This window comes from Mycobacterium sp. E3298 (assembly GCF_001666895.1).
In the GTDB taxonomy this organism is placed as follows: domain Bacteria; phylum Actinomycetota; class Actinomycetes; order Mycobacteriales; family Mycobacteriaceae; genus Mycobacterium.
This window is the reverse complement of the sequence record NZ_LZJB01000072.1, coordinates 1-19,849: the sequence shown is the minus strand read 5'-3', so window position 1 is coordinate 19,849 and position 19,849 is coordinate 1. Positions and strand designations below refer to the sequence as shown.

Sequence of the window (19,849 nt, the reverse complement as noted above, 5' to 3'; positions counted from 1 at the left end):
CCAGCGTCCCCCTGGCGCCCGTGACCCCGAGCACATCGGCAACGTCACGATACTTGGACGGCGGTCGACGCGGGGCGAAGCACGGCAGCGTTGAGCCCAGCGGGTTTAGTGGATCCGGACGATGATCTCCGAATGACCCAGGCGGATCACGTCGCCGTCCGCCAACTGCCATTCCTGAACCGGCGCGTTGTTGACGGTGGTGCCGTTGGTGGAGTTCAAGTCCGACAGGAGCGCCACCTGCCCGTCCCAGCGGATCTCGAGGTGACGCCGGGAGACGCCGGTGTCGGGCAACCGGAACTGCGCGTCTTGTCCACGGCCCACGATGTTGGAACCCTCACGCAGCTGGTAGGTGCGGCCGCTGCCGTCGTCGAGCTGCAGGGTGACCGTCGTTCCGGCCGCGCCGTAACCGCCGGCGCCGTAAGCGCCGTAGCCGCCGGCCTGCTGGCCGTAGTCCGCCGGCTGCCCGTAGTCGGCGGGCTGGCCGTACTCGCTCGGCTGGGCGTAATCGGCTTGCTGGCCGTACTCGTAGTCGCGGTGGGCGGTCTCGGGGTATCCGCCGGCCTGACCGGGGTATCCCCCGGCCGGCACGTTCTCGGCATACTGCGTGTAGTCGCCGGCCCCGTACTCCTGCCGGCCGTAGCCGCCGCCCTGTTGGTAGCCCTGCTCGTAGCCGCCGCCTTGCTCGTAGCCGCCGCCTTGCTCATAGCCGGCGCCCTGCTCCGGATAGGCCTGCCGCTGCTCGGGCGGAGCGTAGCCCTCGTCTTGGCGGGCCGGCCCGCGGCCGTAATCGCCGTAGCCGCCATAACCCTGCTGGCCTCCCCCGGGCGGCGGGGCGTAGCCGCCGCCCTGACGGTAGCCCTGGTCGTAGCCTTGGCCGCCGTATCCCGTGGGCGCGGGAGGACGCTGCTCATACTGCGGCGGGGGGCCGCCCTGAGCTTGGTCGGGATAGCCGCCGCCGGGGCCTTGGTAGCCGCGCTGGTCGGGGTAGCCCCCTTGATCTTGGTAGCCGCGCTGGTCGGGATAGCCGCCGCCGGGGCCTTGGTAGCCGCGCTGATCGGGGTAGCCGCCCTGACCTTGGTAGCCGCCCTGCTCCGGATAGCCGCCCTGCTCGGGGTGGCGTGGCGGCGGGTAGCCCTGCTGCGGCGGGTAGCCGCCCTGCTCGGGCGGGTACCCCGCGCGCGGGTCAGGGCCGCCCTGCGGCTGGTCACCGGCGCGCGCGTCGTCCTGCGGGCGCGCGTAGCGCTCGTCGTAGTACTCGTCGCCAGGCCGCCCCGGCCCCGGAGGGCGGTAGCTCGAATCGTCAGTCATTGGTGCTACTCCTCGTTCTGCGCCGAACGCACTATTTGATTGTGGCGGGACGGGATCGTGGACCGTCGGGCGGGGCTGCACATCGGGATTGACAGCACCGCGGGCGCGGTACTGCCCGGTACGCAAATCCGACGACCGCTCGAACCGGACGACCACATCACCATACGTTTCCCACCCCTGTTCATGGATGTAGTCGACCAAGTACCTACCGAAAGCACCCGACGTGAGATCAGGGTCGGCGCCCACCTTCTCGAAGTCGTGCCTACCGAGGGTAATGATGTATTCGTTGGGGGCCAAAAGCCGATTGCCGTGGAGTTTCTGGACGCCGTCGCGGGCTTCGCGGCGCAGGAGCGCCTCGACTTCCTGCGGAACGATCGATCCGCCGAAGACGCGGGCGAACGCGTTGTCGACGGTGGCCTCGAGCTTGCGCTCGATCCGCGCGGCCAACCCTCGTTGGCTACTCATGCTCCGCCGTTCGCATGCACTTGCCGCAGCATGCCGCTGGCGCGCGGCAAACGATTCGGCGCGTGTCCCTCACCCCAGCATGTTATCGGGACAGCGCGACGGCGCGGCACCGTCGAAACTCTGAGAACTTGGTCGGCCCTGCTCAGACGCGTTGTCTCCCAGCGCCCCACGGCGTCCGGGCCCGACCAGGCGGGTTGGGGGACGCGGCCATTAGAGTGGTATGGTCCATCGGTTGTTTTTCCGGGCGAGTGGCGGAATGGCAGACGCGCTGGCTTCAGGTGCCAGTGTCCTTCGGGACGTGGGGGTTCAAGTCCCCCTTCGCCCACATTTGAGCGGTTCTCCGAACCGATGCGCTGAGGTCACGGACTCGAGGAGTTCGTGGCCTTCGTGTTTTCCGCCATGTTGTGCCGAGCCCTGCGCTTGGCCGCGGCAGTGAATTGACGTCTGCTATCGCGTTAGTAGCGTAATTGCCAGCTCAGGAGGGGTGGCAATGGTCGTCGCGGCGTGTGGCGCTGCGCAGCTACGGGTGATGCGATGCAGCTGCGCTACATAAGCATTGCGGCGCTGATCGCCGAGGCCGGCGGTGATCCGTGGGCAATCAACGGAAGCTTGCAAGCCGGTAGGCCCGGGGAGATCTCCTCGCTCGCCGAGGCCTTCCACCGAGCGGGCCGATGCACCGACGAGGCCCAGCACGCCTTCGAGCAAGCGCGCAACCGCTTCGACGCCGCATGGAATCGCCAGGGCGGCGGCGGCAATCCGATCACCGACTCCGCCGATGTGCAACGGGTGACGCAGTCGCTTGGTGCCCAGTCGCTTCAGCTGCCCAAGATCGGCGTCGACCTGGAAAGTATCGCGGCCTCCTTAGCCGAGGCGCAGAAGGCCGCGGCGGGACAGATCGCGACCCTCGAGAACCAGTTGCAAACACTCGACGACTTGATCGGGCAGGCCGTCGCAATGGAACGATCCGGCAACCTGAGCGCGGAGGACCGGCACACCCTCGATGCCCTCATCCGCAATTGCGAGAGGGATGCCATCGATGACACCAAAGCCGCACTGGCACAGCTCAATTCGATACGGAATGGCTACTCCGATGGCTTGCGGAACTCACTGACCAACCTACGAATCGAGGGCTATGATCCGGCTCGCCTTCACGATCTCGACGCCGACGGCTCACCGAAGCCAACTGAGGCCCAGCTGCAGGCGCTGGCCGACCTGCGCCGGAGCACCGACGAGGCGGTGGTGGATCAAATGGGCAAGGTGCGTGCCGCGCAGGATGCCCTGAACAAGGCGATGGCCGACCTCTATACGCACGGCCCGGGGTCGCCCGAGGGCGAGGCCGCGAGCGGGAGGCTGCCCAAGCTCAGGGAGGACCTCGCTCACGCGCTCGACGACCTGGGCAAGATCCCCGACTACAGGGACGTCGACCCCGCGTCGATCACGATCGCTCCCGACGGTCATTTCATGTTCACCCACACCGTGGATGGACAGCCGGTGCAGGTCTACGGGCAACTCAAGGACGGCACGGGTGAGTTCTTCGATCAGGCCATGGGCACGTCCTACGCCTTCAGCGGTGGCAAGTTGACCGGCATGCGCACGCTGGATCCCGGGAAGGTGGTAGCCACCCCTGAGCCGTTGTGGAGCGCGATCACCACCGCGGTCGGCGGCGGCGCTGTGCTGAAGGCGGGCGGTCAGGTGGCCTGGCAGGGGCTGAAGACGCTTTTCACTCGCGAAGCGATTGAGGGCGTGACCGGCGAAAATGTTTTTCCTCGCGCATTGGTCGGTGCGGAGGAGCGCGCGGCAAGTGCCGAAGAGGACCTGAGCCCGCATGGCTCGCCAACTTCCGGCGTGAGCGGGGAACCGGTGCCGGGCACCCACCCCGGTCCCGCGCCCGTGGTGGAGCACACGCCGCACCCGGGGGGTGGTGGCGGAGGTGAGCTTCCGCCCGATGCCGGACCTCCGGCGGGACCGCATGTGCCGGTAGCACCGGACGGTGCCCCACCGGTCGTGATCGACCCAGCCCACCCGGAGTTCACCCTCCACAACCCCCTCGACTACATGACGCCGGAGTTGCGGGCGCTGTCTGAGCAACACCTGACCGGGAGCGGCGAAACGGTCCTTGGGCCGTACAGGAATCCTTTGGGCGGCCCCTCCTATATCGAGCTCGCGCAACAACGTGGCGCCAGCTACTTCGACATTGGGGATGCATGGGACGCTGCCACGCCCGTTGAGCGATTTGCCGCCAACCAACATGTGCTCGACATTGCAATTGCTAATCGAGATACGATCAAGCTGTCAGTGCCAATCGATCAGGTTCTCGACGATACTTACACTGCCGCCGAGCTCAGTTATCTGCGAGCTCACGGATACGAAGCAATCGACGGTTCAACACTAGTACCCCCCAAGGCCGGAGGCCCATGATGAAGGCGCTTTTAGAGTTCATTATGCAACACGCGGGATTCTTATACCTCAACCCTGAATACCGAATCACAAATTCCAACACCCGGGGCCTCGCTGACATCGATGCGTCGATTACGTTCACCGGTGAGTTGCTCAGGTGGGATGTCGTGAATGATCGTGGACAGATCTACTTCGCGGCGGTGCCCATGCTGCAGGGAGGTGGCGACAATTGGTTCGCGGCTTCCTTAATTCGTCAGTACCTTGAAGGCGGGGACGACACTGGCGCCGCATCACCCGTCGATCAAGCCAATTGGCTGTCGGTAAATCTGAAACGCGTAGAGCAGCTTTTCGCCGATCCGCCCACTGCTGAGCGCACAGCTGACGAGTTGATCTCGCTACGCCGGTCCAATTCGTCGAAGAAGTGGGGATGGCCGAAACCGGACACGATCTAGGCCGAGTCTCGGTAGCTGCGTATCTGTAGAAAACTCAGATCTAAGATGCCGGCTGAGATGTAAGAATCGTCCGCATAGCCCAGGGCATTGCCCTGCCAGCGTCAAGAGATGGGAAGGCGATCTCGATGTCACGGCGCGCAACCGTAGTCAGTGATTTCGGAAACAGTCAGTTGAGGAGATGTAGCTAACATCATGAAGGGCGCCGAGTAACGTGTCGAGCGTGCTTGACTCGAATCGTCCGATTGGGGCACCTTCGATGAAGGCCCTTTTCGAATTTCTTCTGGAGTACTTCGATTTCCTGTACTTAGACCCGCGCTACCGGGTCGCTGATTCAGACGTGGCGAAGCAGGCGCCCAGTGCTTCTTTGACGATAGTCGGGCCAGCATCAACATTTCAGCTCATCAACGAACGGGACCAAATAGAAATCGTGGTCGCGCCAACAAAACTCATGGATCCAGAGAACTGGTTCTGGCCTTCGCTGATCAAACAATATATTGACAACGATCCAGTAATTCGATATTTGCCTGCTTCGGATGAAGCAATCTGGATGCGTGAGAATCTCGACGCCGTCGAAAGACTCTTCTCAGACGATTCGACACTGAAAGCCACATGTGACGGGCTGTGTGCGCTGTGTCGTGCGAATGCGGAAAGGTATTGGTCAAGCTGGCGAGAGCAGCAAGGGCTTACTTAAGCGATCCGGCGCGGGCTGACGAGCGGACTGCCACCAGGAGCGCATCTGCACTGCTATTCTCCGAACCTGCTACGTCATTGCGTCGCGACCAGACTAAGAATTCACCCACCGCAAAATATCCGGCGTCACGGCGTCGGTGATGTCGTCGTACTCGGGGTGCTTCTTGAGCACGGTGCCGATCATCGAGCACACGGGAACTATGCGCTTGCCCTCGCCGCGCGCCTCGTTGAGCGCCTCTTCGACGAGGATGGTTGCCAGGCCGCGTCCGCCATACGCCGGGTCGATTTCGGTGTGGTAGAAGACGCGCTGGTCGCCGCGGTCGGCGAAGTCGGCGAGGCCGACCTGCTTGCCTTCCACGGCAATGGTGTATCGCCCCTCCTCGAGGCTGACGGTCGTCTCTGCCCCGGTCTTATCGGTGGCCATTTGTGTCTTCCTTTCGTTGCGGTATCGGTCGAGGCCGCAGCCGGGTGGTCGGCAGCGGCGGGGCGGGCAGTCGGATGAGCGAACCCCGGTAGCCGTTGACGGCGCCAAAGCGTTCGTCGCCGGCCTCCCACAGTTGGCGGTAAGCCACGATCTCGTCGTGGCTTCGTCCCACGAAGTTCCACCACATCACCAGTTCTTCGGCGAACGGTGTCCCGCCGAGCAGTAATACCCGCGCGGGCCGCTCCCCCTCGTTGCCAAGCCGCAACGACGAGCGGCCGGGTCTGAGGTAGGCCAGTTCGGCGACAGTCAGAGCGGCTTCCTCCACTTGGACCGCACCCGAATCGCAGAGCACGCCATGCTCGAAAGCCGGATCGACGTCGAGGTCCAGGTGAGTTCCGGCGTCGAGATCGAGCTGGGCTCCCAGCAAGGGAGTGAAGGTGGGCACCGGGCTTCGGCTGCCTGTGAGGTCCCCGAGGAACACGCGAGCCGTCCCGCCCCGGAGCGGTACGGGTTTGGGGGCATAGTGATCGAAGCCCCGGTCGGTGTCGCGATCGGAATCGGGCAGCGCCACCCAGAGCTGGACACCGTGCAAGGCCGCCGCCGACGAAACCGATACCTCCGAGTGGCAGATACCGGCACCGGCGGTCATGAGATTCAACTCGCCGGGACGTACAGCCGCGTACACGCCAGCGCTGTCGTTGTGCTCCACTTCCCCACTGAACAACCAGCTGACGGTTTGTAGTCCGGTGTGCGGATGCGGGGGGACGTCCATGCGCGCGGACGCCGGGCCGTAATGGTCGATGAAGCACCAGGCGCCGATCAGCGAGCGCTGCCGTTGCGGCAGCGAGCGTCGTACGCGCATCGCCCGGGGTCCGCCCAACGGCACCTCGCGGGGGCGCAGCACCTCGGTGCCCGCGCTCGGTGCTGCAGCGCAGGCAACTTCGATCGGCGCCGGCTCGAGGTTGCTCATCGTCCACACCGACCGTACCCATACTCGCTACTTACGTGGGGGTCGGAGCACCTTCATCGCCAGCCGCATGACGGGCTCGGGCACCCGGTCCTGCATCGACAACGCGGTGTCGGCGGCGCGGGAGCGCAGCGGAGTGCCTCGACCGAAGACGCGGTTCAAAGGTCCGCCGGACGGTTCGAGCACCACGTGCAGCGGCGGAGTGCCGACGCTGGCTCCCAGCGCATTGGCGATGACCATACGCTGGATCTCACTGGTGCCCTCAAAGATGGTGTATAGCTTGGCATCCCGATACCACTTCTCCACCGGGTGATCGGTGATGTAGCCCCAGCCGCCCATGGTCTGAATGGCGCGTTCGGTGGCCTTGACAGCCACCTCGCTGGCGGCCATTTTCGACATCGACCCCTCCCCGCGTTCGAAGGGCACGTTGTTGGCGGCCATCCACGACGCTCGCCAGGTCAGCAACCGCGCCGCGTCGATCTGGGTGGCCAGCTCCGCCAGCGGGAAGGCGATGCCCTGGTTGTCGATGATCGGCGCGCCGAATGCCTCCCGCTCGGTGGCGTATGCCGTCGCGTACTCCAGCGCAGCGCGCGCGATGCCGATAGCCTGCGCGGCGACCATCGGGCGGGTCTGTTCGAAGGTGCCCAGTGTGGCGGAGCCCGACCGCTTGCCGCCCGCCACGACCTCGCGAGCCTTGGCGAGCTTGTGCTCCAGCTTCTCTTCTCCGCCAAGCAGATTGGCGCCGGGGACGCGGACGCCCTCGAACAGCAACTCGGCGGTGTGGGACGCGCGACAGCCCAGCTTGTCCAATTTACGAACGAGCTTGAGCCCGGGCGTTCCACCGGGCACGACGAACAGCGCCTGCCCGCGATGACCGAGTTCCTCGTCGACGACGGCGTTGACCACGTGCACGTCGGCGATTCCGCCGTTGCCGATCCACATCTTGTGGCCGTCGATGATCCAGTCGTCACCGTCGCGGCGAGCGTGGGTACGTAGATTCCGCACGTCGCTGCCGCCCTCGGGCTCCGAGATGGCCAGCGCCGCCAACTTGAGATCGCCTGGGGTTCCGAAGCATTCGGGTGCCCACTCCAACATCTGTTCCGGTGACGCTGCCTGGCCGATCGCCGACAAGGCCAACGCCGGCATCACGATTGCCAGCCCGATCCCGGCGCAACCCCAGAACAGCTCCTCCATGAACATCGGCAACGACAGGCCGGTCGGGTCGCCGATCAGATCGCGGTAAAACAGCGGGCTGTAGAAGCCGCGCTGGGCCGCCTCCTCCAAGACCGGCCACGGGAACTCTTGCCGTTGGTCGTAGTGGAGCGCCACGGGCCGGATCACGTCTTCGGCGAACTCGTGGGCCCGCCGGGCCAGGTCGTGCTGTGCTGCGGTCGGGGTCAGGTCGAACGTCATGGATCCCGCCTTCGGGTCGACAGACTCGGTCGTGCCGAAGCTCTACCCCGTTGGCTACGCCAGCAAACGGCCCCTGAGGACGACGGAGCTTCAGGCCGCCGAGCGAGGCCCCACCTTTGCGAGGGGCAGGTGCAGCACCACCGCGGTCACCGCAACCGCCTCGTGCTCATGATTTGCCAGCAGAGCCGCATTCTCCGGCAGCTGGCGGGAGTTGATCTCTCCGGACGCGATGCGCCGCAGGACGTCGTGGGCCTGGGCCAACTGGTCGCGCTTGCGGTACTGGCCGCCGGGAAGTTTGACGCCGGCCCAGACTCCGTACTCCTCGCGGTGCGCGATGGCGTGTTGGGCGCACCGTCGCTGCTGCGCCAACGGGCAGCGGCGCAGGCACTGGAGACGCGCCTCGACGGCCGACCGCTCATACGCGCGGGCCTTCGCCGCGCCGTCGCCACCGTCGTCGTCGGGGTAGCCGAACCACAGTTCCGGGTTGGCAGCGCACGGGTGTCCCATGTCGGTCTCCTTGGTCGAACGTGAAACGTAGGCAAAAGCGTATACACAGACGGGTGCTCCGCGCAAGAGAAACGTGACAGAAACGTATATGCGTAGCGATACGGGACCGGCTGTGTAATATCCGGCCTATGGCCGGAGCGTGCGGTGAGCCGTGAATCGGCCGGCGCGGCCATCCGCGCTTTGCGAGAGTCGCGCGACTGGTCCCTAGCCGACCTTGCCGCCGCGACCGGTGTCAGCATCATGGGGCTGAGCTTCCTGGAGCGCGGCGCCCGCAAGCCGCATAAAAGCACAGTTCAGAAGGTTGAGAATGGGCTGGGCTTGCCGCCGGGCACCTATTCTCGCCTGCTCGTGGCGGCCGATCCGGATGCGGAACTGGCGCGCCTGATGGCCGCGCAGCCGCCTGCCGCCGTACCCGCCAGGCGCAGCGGGCCCGTGGTCGTGGACCGTCACAGCGACACCGAAGTGCTGGAAGGGTATGCCGAAGCTCAGCTCGAAGCGCTCAAATCGGTCATCGATCGGTTGCCAGCGACAACATCAAACGAATATGAGACGTATATTCTGTCTGTGATCGCTCAGTGCGTGAAGGCAGAGATGCTGGCCGCCGGTTCCTGGCGGGTCGCGGTGAACGCCGGCGCGGACTCCACGGGCCGGCTGATGGACCACCTCCAAGCCCTCGAGGCGACGCGGACCGCCCTGCTGAAACGGATGCCGACCAGCTTGAGTGCCCGGTTTGACCGGGCGTGCGCGCAGTCGGCCTTGCCCGAGGCCATCGTCGCCACGCTGATCGGTGTCGGCCTCGACGAGATGTGGGACATCCGCAACCGGGGGGTTATCCCGCCCGGAGCGCTCCCCCGCGTGCGCGCGTTCGTCGACGCCGTCGAATCGGGAAACCAACAGGGCGAGGGGCCGCAGTGAATCAAAGCGAAATCGCGCTGTTGAGCCGCGCCCATGACCTGTTCGCCGGCGGCACACGGCAGCCGCCGCTCGACGCGGGCGCCGCGCACTACCGCAAGGTGCTGCTCGGGGCTGCCGGGGCGAACGACGGATTGGCTCGCGGCTACCGGTTCGCCGCGGAACACAGCCGGCAACGGCTCGGCGCCGCCGCGGCCACCGACGCGGCGATGGCGGGTGTCATCGCCGGCGCCGACCGGGACCGGGCCCAGGCCCGCGAGCTGACCCGAAACGTCGTCGACGAAGCCCGCGCCGAACCCGCCGGCATTTCGGCGACCCCGATGGCCCAGCGCGAAGCGATGCGCCGCCGCGCGGCACGACTACGGGCGCAGCACGCCCATGTCGTGTCGGCCCGGCTGCGGGCTCGTCGGCGCCTCGCCGAATTACGTGCGCTGCGCTACCAACTATGGCGCCGGCGCGCCGCGGGATTGGGCTTGACCGCGCGGGCGGCGACCGCGGTGCGCGCTGCCCTGTCGCGTCTGGGTTGCCCGTACGTGTGGGGTGCGACGGGGCCCGACCAGTTCGATTGTTCGGGTCTAGTCCAATGGAGCTACGCACACGCGGGAATTCACTTGGACCGCACCACTTATCAGCAGATCAACGACGGGATGCCGGTGCCCCGCTCACAGGTCCGGCCCGGTGATCTCGTCTTCCCGCACGCCGGACACGTCCAGCTGGCCATCGGAAACGATCTGGTAATCGAGGCGCCCTACGCGGGTGCCTCGGTGCGGATCAGCCCGCTGGGCCCCCACGTCGCTATTCGCCGACCGCTATGACGAACAGGGTGAGCCGATGACGGAACAAAGCGGACCTTCGGTCGCCGCGATACAGGCGCGCCAGTCGGCGCTCGCCGGCCAGCACGGCACGGTAGCCGACGCCGACCGCGTGCTGGGAGAAGTGCTCTCTAGTGCGCACGCCGCGATGCGCGAAGGCGCCCGTCGACTGGATGCCATCGCCGAGCAGCTCGACCACGCCACCGCGCACCAGGCGAGCCTCGCCGTCGATACCCCGATGGGCGCGCGCGAGTTTCAGCGCTTTTTGCTGGCCAAACACCGCGAGATCACCTCCGTCGTCGAGGACGCGCGCGAACTCAGTCGAGCGAAAAAGGCTGTGCTGGAAGCGCTTCGGGACCAGTACAGCGCCGGCGGCGGCTAGCAGGCACGGTCGCAGTGTCGTCCACAACCGCACGGCACGGTGAATTGTCGACGTCCGAACGCCTGGGTACGGTCGTCGGGCATGGAGAGGTCGCAACGCATCCCGCACGCATTTCGCGTGACTGCAACCGTGGTCGGGTAGCTGATGTCGGCGCATGAGGAGCTTCTCGCGGCGGTGAAAGATGTCCGAGACCGCACCGGTGACCCGAACGCGTGGCAGGCGGGCCTGTCGCCCGGTGAGCTGGCCGCCGTGATCACCCCGACGACACGTCCCGAACAACTCCAGGCGATCGCGGGGAAGATCCGCCAACAACTCGCGGCTCCGCCGGATCGAGAGAGGGGTGAGGCGGCCGAAGCCATCGCGCACGCCGAAGCAGCCCTCGCCCACCAGAATTCGGCCAGCTCTCAGCTGGACATGCAAGTGATCACGGCTATCCTGAACGCCCATCTCAATGCCGTCGATGGCAGCGAGGCGCTGACGAGGTTGCAGCAAGACACGGAAGCCGCGGTCCGAATGCGATCGGACCTCGACACCCCGGCAGGCGCACGCGACTTCCAGCGCTTCCTGATCGGCAAGCTCCGTGACATTCGCTCGGTGGTCCTCAACGCTCGCCTCGACGACACGTCGAAGTCGGCACTGATGGCCGCATGGACGTCGCTGTACGACGCATCCAAGAGTCCCGACGAGCGTGCGTCGGACCGCGCGGTTGGCACCGATGCGGAAACCGCAGCGTCGACAGGGGACTCGGACTGGGATCCGCTGCTGGACTCGTTGCTGGCCGACGACCCGGGTCTGGCGACCGATGACCTATCGGGCACGGGTACCCCGGAGGCCGGGACCGCCCCGACGGCGCCCATCGCTCCCGTGCCGCCGCCGATGCCCAGCGTCGCTCCAGGCCTGCCGAGCTTCGGCGCGACACCGACCGGACTGCCACTTCCCGCGCTGGGCGGTGAGGAGAGAACGGACCCGATGCTGCGAGGCCTCGACGACGAAGGCCCGGTGGACCCCTCCGAGCGGCCGGATCCGAAGACCGAGTCCGGATCAGACGAACCGGGCGACCAGCACGACGACGGTGGTCGGGAGGCGGCCGCGGCCGAGAATGAACCGGCGGCGGCCGGTCCCACCACGGTGACCCTGCCCGACGGCGAGTCGGTGACGGCCGCGAGCCCCCAATTGGCAGCGGCGATCAAAGCCGCGGTCGGCGGAGTGGCGATACCAGATGCGTTCCAACAGCAGGGAATAACGATTCCGCCCCCGGGCTCCGCGGTCACCAACCCGATCGAGCCGACGCGGGTGAGCCCGGCGGATATCGGGATCTTCATCGACCGGCATGCTCTTGCCCTCGGTCCAGGTAAGGCCCTTCTCGACGGCCAAATTCAAGACATCGCCACCGTGACCGGGCCAAGCTTTCTAGGCTGGGAGCATCCGCCGGCGCCGGCCGCAGCCGTGACCCCGCCGACGAGACCCGATACACCCACACCCACGCGGCCGGCGGCTTCGTCGACCACCTGACAATAGTGATCTCGCCGGTTTTCGCCGGCGGCCGGGAACAGGAGACAGCGGATGGCAGATTCGATCCATGTGGTACCCGCGCACTTGCGTCAAGCCGCCGCGCGCCACCAGGAAACCTCCGATTACCTGCGGACGGTTCCTTCGTCGCACGAGGCGATCCAGGAAAGCCTGGATTCGCTAGGGCCGATCTTCGGTGAACTTCGCGACGCCGGACGGGAACTGCTCGAGCTCAGGCGCCAGTGCTACGAGCAACAGGCCGCGGACCACGCCGACCTGGCGGACAAACTGACGGCCTCGGCGGCGATCTGGGAACAGCACGAGCAGGATGCGGCTCGCAACCTCGGCGGCATCGCTGACCGCGGTCGATGACGGACGCGAATCCCGCTTTTGACACCGTTCATCCGAGTGGGCACATCCTCGTCCGCTCTTGTCGCGGCGGCTATATGCACAGCGTTGCGCTGAGCGAAGAGGCGATGGAGACCGACGCCGAGACGCTGGCACGAGGCATTCTGCTGACCGCCGACGTCTCTTGCCTCAAGGCATTGCTGGAAATCCGCGACGAGATCGTGGCGGCCGGACACACGCCCTCGGCCGAGGTTCCGACCCCGCGAGACCTCGACGCGGCGATCGAGAAGCTACTGGCACACAAACTGCGTCGCCGCAACAGGGCCATCTAGCCGGTTCGCAGGGCTTACAACAGCCATGTCTTGGCCGCCTCGGGATCTGGAGCGATATCGGTGGGCGGCTCTACAGGGTTGGGGCCGAACAACTCTCGCGCACGGGCAAGCAAGGCACGCACTTCATCGAGTTGCTGCTGCAGCGCAGATTCAGCCATGTCCCCACGCTACCCAGGCCCTCACACCTGCACAATTCACTCACCGAATAAGCGATCCATCAAATACCGGTACCCTTAACCGGTGGCGATCTTCGGTCGGATGACGGCGCGCCAGCGCCTCCGGAGAGCTACCCGGGAATCACTGGCGATGCCGGCTTTCAGCTCTCCCATCGATTGCACCCCATGGGTGATCGGTGGACTTTGGCCTGCCGAACTGTCGACGGTGACGGCCGAAAACGCCACGCTCGCAGAGTATCTCAAAGCCGACCTGCAGCGGATCGCCGAAAGCGCGAACGAGCAGCTGAAGATGATCAAGCGCGCGGGCTTGGCCGACCTGTCCCGCCAGGCGGAAGAAGCCCGCGTGATCGATGAAGCGCGCGGCCGCGCCGTGCGGCGAGTCGAGTCGACGATGCGCCAGCTGCACGCGGCGAAGAGCGGAGTGAGCGCCGGATATCCCCGCAGGCAGCTCGCCGAACCGTCGCCACCGGACATGACGCAGACCCGAATCCTTCCCGCGGTCAGCGGCGCCAGACCTTCCGAAGCGCCCACCAGGACGACGAGTAGGCCGCGCTGGCGGGTCGACAAGCCGGCTCCCATGGTGCCGGACCCCGGTGCGGTCGAGCCGGGGCCGCAACCGGAAACCACTGCACAAGAGGTCGCTGCGGAGGTTGCCACCACCCCGAAAACGCCGGATATGGACGAAACGCAGGTCATTCCGAGCGTGACTGACGTGAAGCACATCGTCGAAGCGCCGGCCGATCGCGCAGAGCCCGGCCGGGAGCCCGTCGCCGACGGTCGTCGCCAGGTGGAGGTGCAGGAGCCGGCGCCGGAGCGGGATGAACCGGATTCGGCGGTGGACACCGACGCCGCGGTGACCGCGATCGAGGAGACGCAGATCATTCCCGCGATCACCGAAGTCGAGCAGGTCGCTGACCAGCCGGTCGAGAGCGTGCCTGCGGCGGACTGGGAGCGCCCACCCTTGCTCGATGAGCCGGTTCGCCCCCATTTCGAGAAGGACGAATCAGCGTTCGATGAGGACGAATCAGCGTTCGCCTCGACGGAGGAGACGCAGGTCATTCCCGCGTTGACCGAGGTCGGTCCGGTCGTCGAGCCGCCGGTCGCGACCCCGGCGGCCGAGTGGGAGCCGGTTTCCAACGGCCGCCACCATGTCGACGAGGAGGCGGCGCCGGGCCCGGAGGCGCTGCCGGCTGAGGAGGCGGAGCCCGCCGACGCCGCACCGGCGGCTTCGATGGAGGAGACCCAGGTTATCCCGGCGATCACCGAGTCCCACCCTGTCGTCGACGAGCCGACGGACAGCGGTCGCCATCACGCTATCGTCGACGAACCCGTCGCTGCGCGGGATGAACCGGAGCCCACCCACCTATCTCGCGAAAAAAGTTTCACTACAACGGGTTTCGATGCAGAGCGGCTGAATCGACTGCTTGAGTTCGTGGTCCGCCAAGAGCCGCGGCTGAATTGGGCGGTGGGCGACCTTCCGGACGGCGCGACCGTTCTGGTAACCGATCTGGCCCACGGCTGGATACCGGCGGGCATCAACCTTCCGGCCGGCGTGCGGCTGTTGGGGCCCGAGCGTCGCACCGGCAGGGTCGCCGCGTTGATCGGCGACGCTGCGCGCGTCGTGACCTACGCTCCCGGTGATTCGCTGCGCCGCTCGGCGGACTTCGCGACGACGAAGTCGTCGGTCGAGCCGCGGGAGCTGCCCGCGATCGAGGACCTGGGCAGAGTGCTGAGCGAGACCACCCGCCGGTTCGACGGACTCCCCCGCATTGTGCAGAGGCTCGCGGATGCTGCTGCGGCCGAAGCCGTCATCATCGACCAGGAGGTCGACGTGCTGCGGGTGCACCTCGATACGGCGCGCTATCAGCTCCTGGTCCAGTATCCGGCCGTGAACCCGGCACTCCTGCTGAAGTGTTTGCTGATGGCCGCAACCGAAGGCCTCGCGAGTGGAGACCCGGTTTCGGCGAACTACCACCTCTCCTGGTATCGGAAACTCGTCGCCCAGGTACCGGGCGCGTAGCTCCGACGCGACGCGCTTTCGTGGCCTGCGAGTTTGAATTGACGCTGGTTGGAGGGGTCGACATACTGTGATCGTGTCGGATTCGGGCGGTCGCGCGAATCTCAGCGACAAGGATCTCGTCGAATCAGTTCTCCGCGAATTGAGCGCCGCGGCCGACAAGTGGGAAGCCCTCGTGGCCCAGGCTGAGGCGGTCACCTACAGCGTCGATCTCGGTGATATCTATGCGGTGGCCAACTCTGATGGCCGGCTGCTCAAGCTGACTCTGCACCCGGGCGTGATGACGGGCTATGCGCACGGTGAGCTGGCGGACCGGCTGAACCTTGCTATCTCGGCGCTGCGCGAAGAGGCCGAGGCCGAGAACCGGGCGAGTTACGGCGGCCCGCTGCACTAGCCGCGCTCATCGACCGGCGCTTGGCTGGGATGGGCGCCGGCTCTCTTCGCGCGTAGCCGCGCTCATCGACCGGCGCTTGGTTGGGATGGGCGCCGGCTCTCTTCGCGCGTAGCCGCGCTCATCGACCGGCGCCGGGCGGGCCCGCGAAGGCTTGCGCGATCTCCAGCCAACGCTGGGCGTCGGGCCCGTCGGCAGTGATGTCGAGGGCGCTGAGCGGGCGCCGCTGGGTGACCAAGAAGCAGAAGTCTTCCGCCGAACCGGTGACCCGCTGCGTCGCGTCAGGCGGCCCCCAGGTCCAGGTGTCCCCACCGGGTCCGCGCAGTTCGACCAGGAAGGGCTCGGCCGGGGCGGGCAGATTGTTGACGGAGAAGGCGTAGTCGCGGGTGCGCACCCCCAGGTGAGCAATCGACCGCAACCGATCGGTCGCGGCCCGCTTGATCCCCAGCGCATCGGCAACGTCCAGTCCGTGAGCCCACGTCTCCATCAGCCGAGCGGTAGCCATCGAGGCCGCGCTCATCGGCGGCCCGAACCAGGGAAGTTTGCGTCCGGCGGGAACCGTCAGGAGCTCCTCATGCAGCCGGCCCCGGGTGGCCCGCCAGTCGGCGAGCAGTTCGGCCGGCGGTAGAGCTGCCAATTCCTCGGCGCCCGCGTCGACGAAGCCCGTCGGGTCGGCGGCCGCGGCCCGGAGCGCGTCGGCGAACCCCGCCTCGTCGGTGACCGAGGTCAGCGCGACCCGGTCGGTCCACAACAGGTGGCCGACCTGGTGGGCGATCGACCATCCCGGCGCGGGCGTCGGGTCGGCCCAGCGGTCGGCCGGCAGCGGCGCGACCAGGGCATCGAGGTCGTGGCTCTCGGCGCGAAGGTCGGCCACGATCGATTCGGGACCCGCCATCATTGCCTCCGCTCGTCGGTCGCCCCCGCCGGGGAACGATTATTCGCCTGATCGCCGCGCCGGCCCAGGAAACTGTGCATGGCCAGCCCGGCCAGGTAGAGCCCCGAGCCGAACAAGGCGAATGCGGGCGCATGCCCGTCGGCGGGAATCAGCGCCGCGGCCACCGTGATGGAGGCGATGAACGCGACCCAGAACAGCGCGTCCTGCACCGCGAAGACGTGTCCACGCAGGGCGTCATCGACGTCCATCTGCATCGCAGAGTCGGCGCACAGTTTGACCACCTGCCCGGTCACACCGAGAAAGAACCCGCACACCGCCATCACCGGCAGCAGTAATCCCGCTCCCGCCACCTCGATGCCCGCCGACGCCGCAAGCGCACCGTTCACCGTCGCGTAGCGGCCCCAGCGCCGGACCGCCGGCGGAGTGAGCACGTTGGCCAGGAACGCCCCGAGGCCGGCGGCACCGAAAAACACCAGCGCGGTGCCCAATCCCCCGGCCTGCGGGTCTCTCATGTGGTGGACCAGCAGCAAGACCAGCAGCGAATTGATGCCGATCACCATGCGGTGGGCGGCCAATCCGGACAGGGTGGCGGCCACCGTGGGCCGCTGCGCCACCGTGCGCGCGCCGTGCAACCAGCCAGTGATCACTGCGTAGAAAACCGGTCCGTGGATTGCCCTCTTGGTGTCGTCCGGGCCCAGCACGCGGGCGCCGAATCGCAAGGTCAGGAGCAAGGCGGTCGCGACGGGGACGCCGGTGAGAAAGATGATCGCCGAGGCGCCTTTGTCCCCGGCGCCGAACACGAACCGGGGCACGAGCATGAAGTTCGCGCCGATGAAGGCGGCGATCGCCCCCGACGCGTTGGCCACGGCGTTCATCGTCACCACCTGTTCGCGCGGCACGACGTGCGGCAGGGAAGCCGACAGCCCGGAGCCGACGAATCGGGCCAAGCCGTTGGCAAACAACGCGCCCAACAGCAGCGGCAGGTCGCCTGCTCTGACCGCCAGGATCGTGCCGATCGCGGCGATGAGGACGAGGCGGCCGGCGTTGGCGCCGACGATCACCAGCCGCCGGTCCCAACGGTCCATCAGCGCGCCGGCGAACGGACCCAACAACGAGTAGGGCAGGAACAGCACCGTGAACGCCCGCGCGATCGCCATGGGATCGGCGGCTCGGTCGGGATTGAACAACAACGCGCCGGCCAGACCCGCCTGAAACAGCCCATCGCCGAATTGACTCGCCATGCGCACTTGCAGCAACCGCCAGAAGTCCGGCAAACCGCGCACCGACCGCCAGATTTCGGCGGGTGCGCTTGAGTGCATCCGGGATTGGATCACAAAACCGACTTCCACGATTAGGGTCTAGCAAGCTCGTCACGGCCCGAGCTGACTTACCAACAGTACAAATATTTGCGTCCCGCGCTTGATTCCCCCGGGCGGCAAGTGCTGGATGCGATGATGGTGTGGTGCCGCCGCCCGAGGATCCAGAGGACTATGTCGCGCCGGCCGCGCAGCGGGTGCGGGCGGGGACCTTGTTGCTTGCCAACACCGATCTTTTCGAGCCGACGTTCCGGCGCAGCGTCATCTACATCGTCGAGCACAACGACGGCGGCACCCTGGGAGTAGTGCTCAACCGCGCCAGCGAAACGGCGGTGTACAACGTGCTGCCGCAGTGGACCAAATTGGCCGCCAAGCCGAAAACGATGTTCATCGGCGGCCCGGTGAAGCGCGACGCGGCCCTCTGCCTGGCGACGCTGCGGGTCGGTGCCGACCCCCAGGGTGTGGCCGGCCTGCGGCACGTGGCCGGCCGGGTGGTGATGGTCGATCTCGACGCCGACCCCGACACGATTGCGCCCGTGGTGGAGGGGGTGCGAATCTTCGCCGGCTACTCCGGCTGGACCATCGGTCAGCTGGAAGGCGAGATTGAACGCGACGACTGGATTGTCTTGTCGGCGTTGCCATCTGACGTTCTCGTTGGGGCGAGGTCCGATCTGTGGGGGCAGGTGCTGCGTCGCCAGCCGCTGCCGCTGTCATTGCTGGCGACCCATCCGATCGACCTCAGCCGCAACTAACGCCACTCCCCCACGCCCGGGGGGTCCGCGCTAGCTCAGTGGCAGGACTGCGTGCAGCCGGAGCAGGTACCGGTGCACGTCGGCGCCGCCGCTTCCTGCTGGAGCGCGAAGCGCGCGCTTTGCCACGACCCGGCGGCCAGCGTTCCGAAGGCGCCGGCTACGCAGACGATCACCACCACCAGCGCGGTGTGCGGCGGGGCCGCCAGCGCCACCACCCCGCCGGCGGCCAGCATGATCGCCGCCGCCAGTTGCGCGGGGGCCACCGATCGCAACGCCAACGCGGTGGGATCGACATGTTGGCCGCGCGCGAGCGACCACGTTCCGAACCCGGCCGAAGCCACCGCCGCGCATAAGCACAGCACCCCCGCAATCAGCATGGCCTCACAATACGAGCCCGGCCGCCGGTTCGCTCAGCGGGCTCCAGCGGTGCCGCGGGACCGCCCTAGTGCTGCAGAAACGAGAAGTTCGGCAGTGGGGGCAGGCCGGGGACCAGCGTCAACAGGTTCGGCATGGGCTGGCGGCTGGGCACGGGTCCCTGTACCGGCAGGCCCGTCGGAGCCGTCGCCGATGTCTGCCGCAGCGGAGCCGCGGCGGGCGCCTGCCCGAGCGGCGGGGTCGCCGGAACCTGCGCCACCGGAGCGGTCGCCGGAACCTGCGCCACCGGAGCGGTAGCCGGTACCTGCGCGACCGGGGGCACCTGCGCGGCCGGGACCGGGGCCGGGGCCAGCCCGACCGGCGAGGCTGCCGGGGTCTGGACCGGCGCGGGAACGGGAGCGCCGGGAACGGTCACCCGGAAGCCGTTGACGATGGCGTCGGTGGCGGGCGCGTCGGCGACGGCCACCGCACGGTCGGTGGTCACGGCGAGCGACACCAGGTACTTGTCGTTCCCGGAGGTGGCGATGACATGGCGCCGGGAGGTGTTCAGCAGCATGTCGCCGTCGCGGTACGTGCCTTCGACGATCGACGACGGGAAGCCGCCGAAATCGGCCATCGAGGCGTTGGTCGGTTGCCAGGCCAGGAGTTTCTGGCTGTCGACGTAGCCGTGGCTGATCGCCTCGCGGGGGTCGAAGTTGCCGACCAGCTTGTACACCACCACCTGTGCATTCGAGGTGTAGATGCTGCTGCCTTGCCGGTCGGCGATCACCGCGAACGCGTCGGGCACGTTGGGGTCGGGCACCTGGGTCCAGCGGGCCGGCACCGGCAGGGTGATGTCGAGCGCCTTGAGCCCCTCGGGCTTCTGCGCCTCGAGCTTGACTCCCTTCGACTGGAGGTAGTCACGGATCGTTCCGGAGGCGGCCGGGGTGACGGGGGGCGGTCACCTGAACAGGGTATAAGGGAACCCCGGCCCGCCCGCCGGGCCACAGGATGGTCTCGGTTCCGTTGC

21 protein-coding genes, 1 tRNA gene and 1 pseudogene are annotated in these 19,849 nt (G+C 67.1%); 13 read left to right on the top strand and 10 right to left on the bottom strand.

Translation table 11 applies throughout. The features are described from left to right. Positions 1-105 precede the first annotated feature (105 nt). Complete coding sequence (locus tag A9X05_RS02880) at positions 106-1,773, bottom strand: DUF3662 and FHA domain-containing protein (RefSeq protein ID WP_067779081.1); 1,668 nt, start codon at positions 1,771-1,773, stop codon at positions 106-108. Positions 1,774-2,015: 242 nt separating this feature from the next. Here A9X05_RS02880 and A9X05_RS02875 point away from each other — a divergent pair. The 4 genes from A9X05_RS02875 to A9X05_RS30325 all read left to right on the top strand — a co-directional run bounded on the left by A9X05_RS02875 (position 2,016) and on the right by A9X05_RS30325 (position 5,313). Beyond that, positions 2,016-2,098, top strand: a tRNA-Leu gene (locus tag A9X05_RS02875). A gap of 209 nt (positions 2,099-2,307) precedes the next feature. Next, positions 2,308-4,191, top strand: coding sequence for a hypothetical protein (locus A9X05_RS02870; protein WP_067779079.1), 1,884 nt, complete (start codon positions 2,308-2,310; stop codon positions 4,189-4,191). After that, positions 4,188-4,622 carry a hypothetical protein gene (locus A9X05_RS02865; protein WP_231972844.1) on the top strand — a complete coding sequence of 145 codons (435 nt, stop codon included), beginning with the start codon at positions 4,188-4,190 and terminating at the stop codon, positions 4,620-4,622. Before A9X05_RS02870 ends, A9X05_RS02865 begins: the two co-directional genes overlap by 4 nt. Positions 4,623-4,842: 220 nt before the next feature. Beyond that, on the top strand, positions 4,843-5,313 hold the full coding sequence (locus tag A9X05_RS30325; protein WP_156670137.1) for a hypothetical protein: 471 nt from the start codon (positions 4,843-4,845) through the stop codon (positions 5,311-5,313). A 93-nt stretch (positions 5,314-5,406) separates the two neighbouring features. Here the strand turns inward: A9X05_RS30325 and A9X05_RS02860 are convergent, their stop codons facing one another. The 4 genes from A9X05_RS02860 to A9X05_RS02845 all read right to left on the bottom strand — a co-directional run bounded on the left by A9X05_RS02860 (position 5,407) and on the right by A9X05_RS02845 (position 8,623). Beyond that, positions 5,407-5,736, bottom strand: coding sequence for a GNAT family N-acetyltransferase (locus tag A9X05_RS02860; protein ID WP_067756226.1), 330 nt, complete (start codon positions 5,734-5,736; stop codon positions 5,407-5,409). Continuing rightward, positions 5,723-6,706 (bottom strand): pirin family protein, encoded by a 984-nt coding sequence (locus A9X05_RS02855; protein WP_067779075.1) that lies wholly within the window; start codon positions 6,704-6,706, stop codon positions 5,723-5,725. Before A9X05_RS02855 ends, A9X05_RS02860 begins: the two co-directional genes overlap by 14 nt. A gap of 27 nt (positions 6,707-6,733) precedes the next feature. Further along, the gene (locus A9X05_RS02850) at positions 6,734-8,116 is read right to left on the bottom strand and encodes an acyl-CoA dehydrogenase family protein (protein WP_067756220.1); all 1,383 of its coding nucleotides are present in this window, start codon (positions 8,114-8,116) and stop codon (positions 6,734-6,736) included. A gap of 90 nt (positions 8,117-8,206) precedes the next feature. Next, the gene (locus A9X05_RS02845; protein WP_067756218.1) at positions 8,207-8,623 is read right to left on the bottom strand and encodes a WhiB family transcriptional regulator; all 417 of its coding nucleotides are present in this window, start codon (positions 8,621-8,623) and stop codon (positions 8,207-8,209) included. 144 nt (positions 8,624-8,767) lie between these two features. Between A9X05_RS02845 and A9X05_RS02840 the strand changes: the two genes are divergently transcribed. The 6 genes from A9X05_RS02840 to A9X05_RS02815 all read left to right on the top strand — a co-directional run bounded on the left by A9X05_RS02840 (position 8,768) and on the right by A9X05_RS02815 (position 12,918). Next, positions 8,768-9,538, top strand: coding sequence for a helix-turn-helix domain-containing protein (locus A9X05_RS02840; RefSeq protein WP_067756216.1), 771 nt, complete (start codon positions 8,768-8,770; stop codon positions 9,536-9,538). After that, positions 9,535-10,350: a C40 family peptidase gene (locus A9X05_RS02835; protein ID WP_067779072.1), complete on the top strand. Its 816-nt coding sequence runs from the start codon at positions 9,535-9,537 to the stop codon at positions 10,348-10,350. The genes A9X05_RS02840 and A9X05_RS02835 overlap by 4 nt, the downstream gene beginning before the upstream one ends. Positions 10,351-10,366: 16 nt before the next feature. Then, on the top strand, positions 10,367-10,729 hold the full coding sequence (locus tag A9X05_RS02830) for a DUF4226 domain-containing protein (RefSeq protein WP_067756208.1): 363 nt from the start codon (positions 10,367-10,369) through the stop codon (positions 10,727-10,729). A 144-nt stretch (positions 10,730-10,873) separates the two neighbouring features. Continuing rightward, a complete protein-coding gene (locus A9X05_RS02825; RefSeq protein ID WP_067779069.1) occupies positions 10,874-12,241 on the top strand; it encodes a DUF4226 domain-containing protein in 1,368 nt (455 codons plus the stop codon). A 51-nt stretch (positions 12,242-12,292) separates the two neighbouring features. Beyond that, on the top strand, positions 12,293-12,610 hold the full coding sequence (locus A9X05_RS02820; protein WP_067756202.1) for an ESX-1 secretion-associated protein: 318 nt from the start codon (positions 12,293-12,295) through the stop codon (positions 12,608-12,610). Continuing rightward, entirely contained in the window at positions 12,607-12,918 is a 312-nt protein-coding gene (locus A9X05_RS02815; RefSeq protein ID WP_067279683.1) for a DUF2694 family protein, read from the top strand. Before A9X05_RS02820 ends, A9X05_RS02815 begins: the two co-directional genes overlap by 4 nt. Positions 12,919-12,932: 14 nt before the next feature. Here A9X05_RS02815 and A9X05_RS31480 read toward each other — a convergent pair whose 3' ends face one another. Next, on the bottom strand, positions 12,933-13,076 hold the full coding sequence (locus A9X05_RS31480; protein ID WP_167374087.1) for a hypothetical protein: 144 nt from the start codon (positions 13,074-13,076) through the stop codon (positions 12,933-12,935). Positions 13,077-13,176: 100 nt separating this feature from the next. Between A9X05_RS31480 and A9X05_RS02810 the strand changes: the two genes are divergently transcribed. Both A9X05_RS02810 and A9X05_RS02805 read left to right on the top strand, forming a co-directional pair. Beyond that, complete coding sequence (locus A9X05_RS02810; RefSeq protein ID WP_067779111.1) at positions 13,177-15,114, top strand: DUF5631 domain-containing protein; 1,938 nt, start codon at positions 13,177-13,179, stop codon at positions 15,112-15,114. Positions 15,115-15,181: 67 nt separating this feature from the next. Next, positions 15,182-15,505, top strand: coding sequence for a DUF2710 family protein (locus A9X05_RS02805; protein ID WP_197498890.1), 324 nt, complete (start codon positions 15,182-15,184; stop codon positions 15,503-15,505). 118 nt (positions 15,506-15,623) lie between these two features. Here the strand turns inward: A9X05_RS02805 and A9X05_RS02800 are convergent, their stop codons facing one another. Both A9X05_RS02800 and A9X05_RS02795 read right to left on the bottom strand, forming a co-directional pair. Next, positions 15,624-16,397 (bottom strand): TIGR03084 family metal-binding protein, encoded by a 774-nt coding sequence (locus tag A9X05_RS02800; RefSeq protein ID WP_067756348.1) that lies wholly within the window; start codon positions 16,395-16,397, stop codon positions 15,624-15,626. Continuing rightward, positions 16,397-17,716 carry an MFS transporter gene (locus A9X05_RS02795; protein WP_067756199.1) on the bottom strand — a complete coding sequence of 440 codons (1,320 nt, stop codon included), beginning with the start codon at positions 17,714-17,716 and terminating at the stop codon, positions 16,397-16,399. The genes A9X05_RS02800 and A9X05_RS02795 overlap by 1 nt, the downstream gene beginning before the upstream one ends. Before the next feature lie 140 nt (positions 17,717-17,856). On the opposite strand from A9X05_RS02795, the gene A9X05_RS02790 reads away from it, so the two are divergent. Further along, positions 17,857-18,465, top strand: coding sequence for a YqgE/AlgH family protein (locus A9X05_RS02790; RefSeq protein ID WP_156670136.1), 609 nt, complete (start codon positions 17,857-17,859; stop codon positions 18,463-18,465). A gap of 35 nt (positions 18,466-18,500) precedes the next feature. On the opposite strand, the gene A9X05_RS02785 is transcribed toward A9X05_RS02790, so the two are convergent. Both A9X05_RS02785 and A9X05_RS02780 read right to left on the bottom strand, forming a co-directional pair. Beyond that, entirely contained in the window at positions 18,501-18,842 is a 342-nt protein-coding gene (locus tag A9X05_RS02785) for a hypothetical protein (RefSeq protein ID WP_067756197.1), read from the bottom strand. Positions 18,843-18,907: 65 nt separating this feature from the next. Further along, positions 18,908-19,780 (bottom strand): annotated as a pseudogene (locus A9X05_RS02780) (LpqN/LpqT family lipoprotein); the annotation flags it as partial. Positions 19,781-19,849 lie beyond the last annotated feature (69 nt).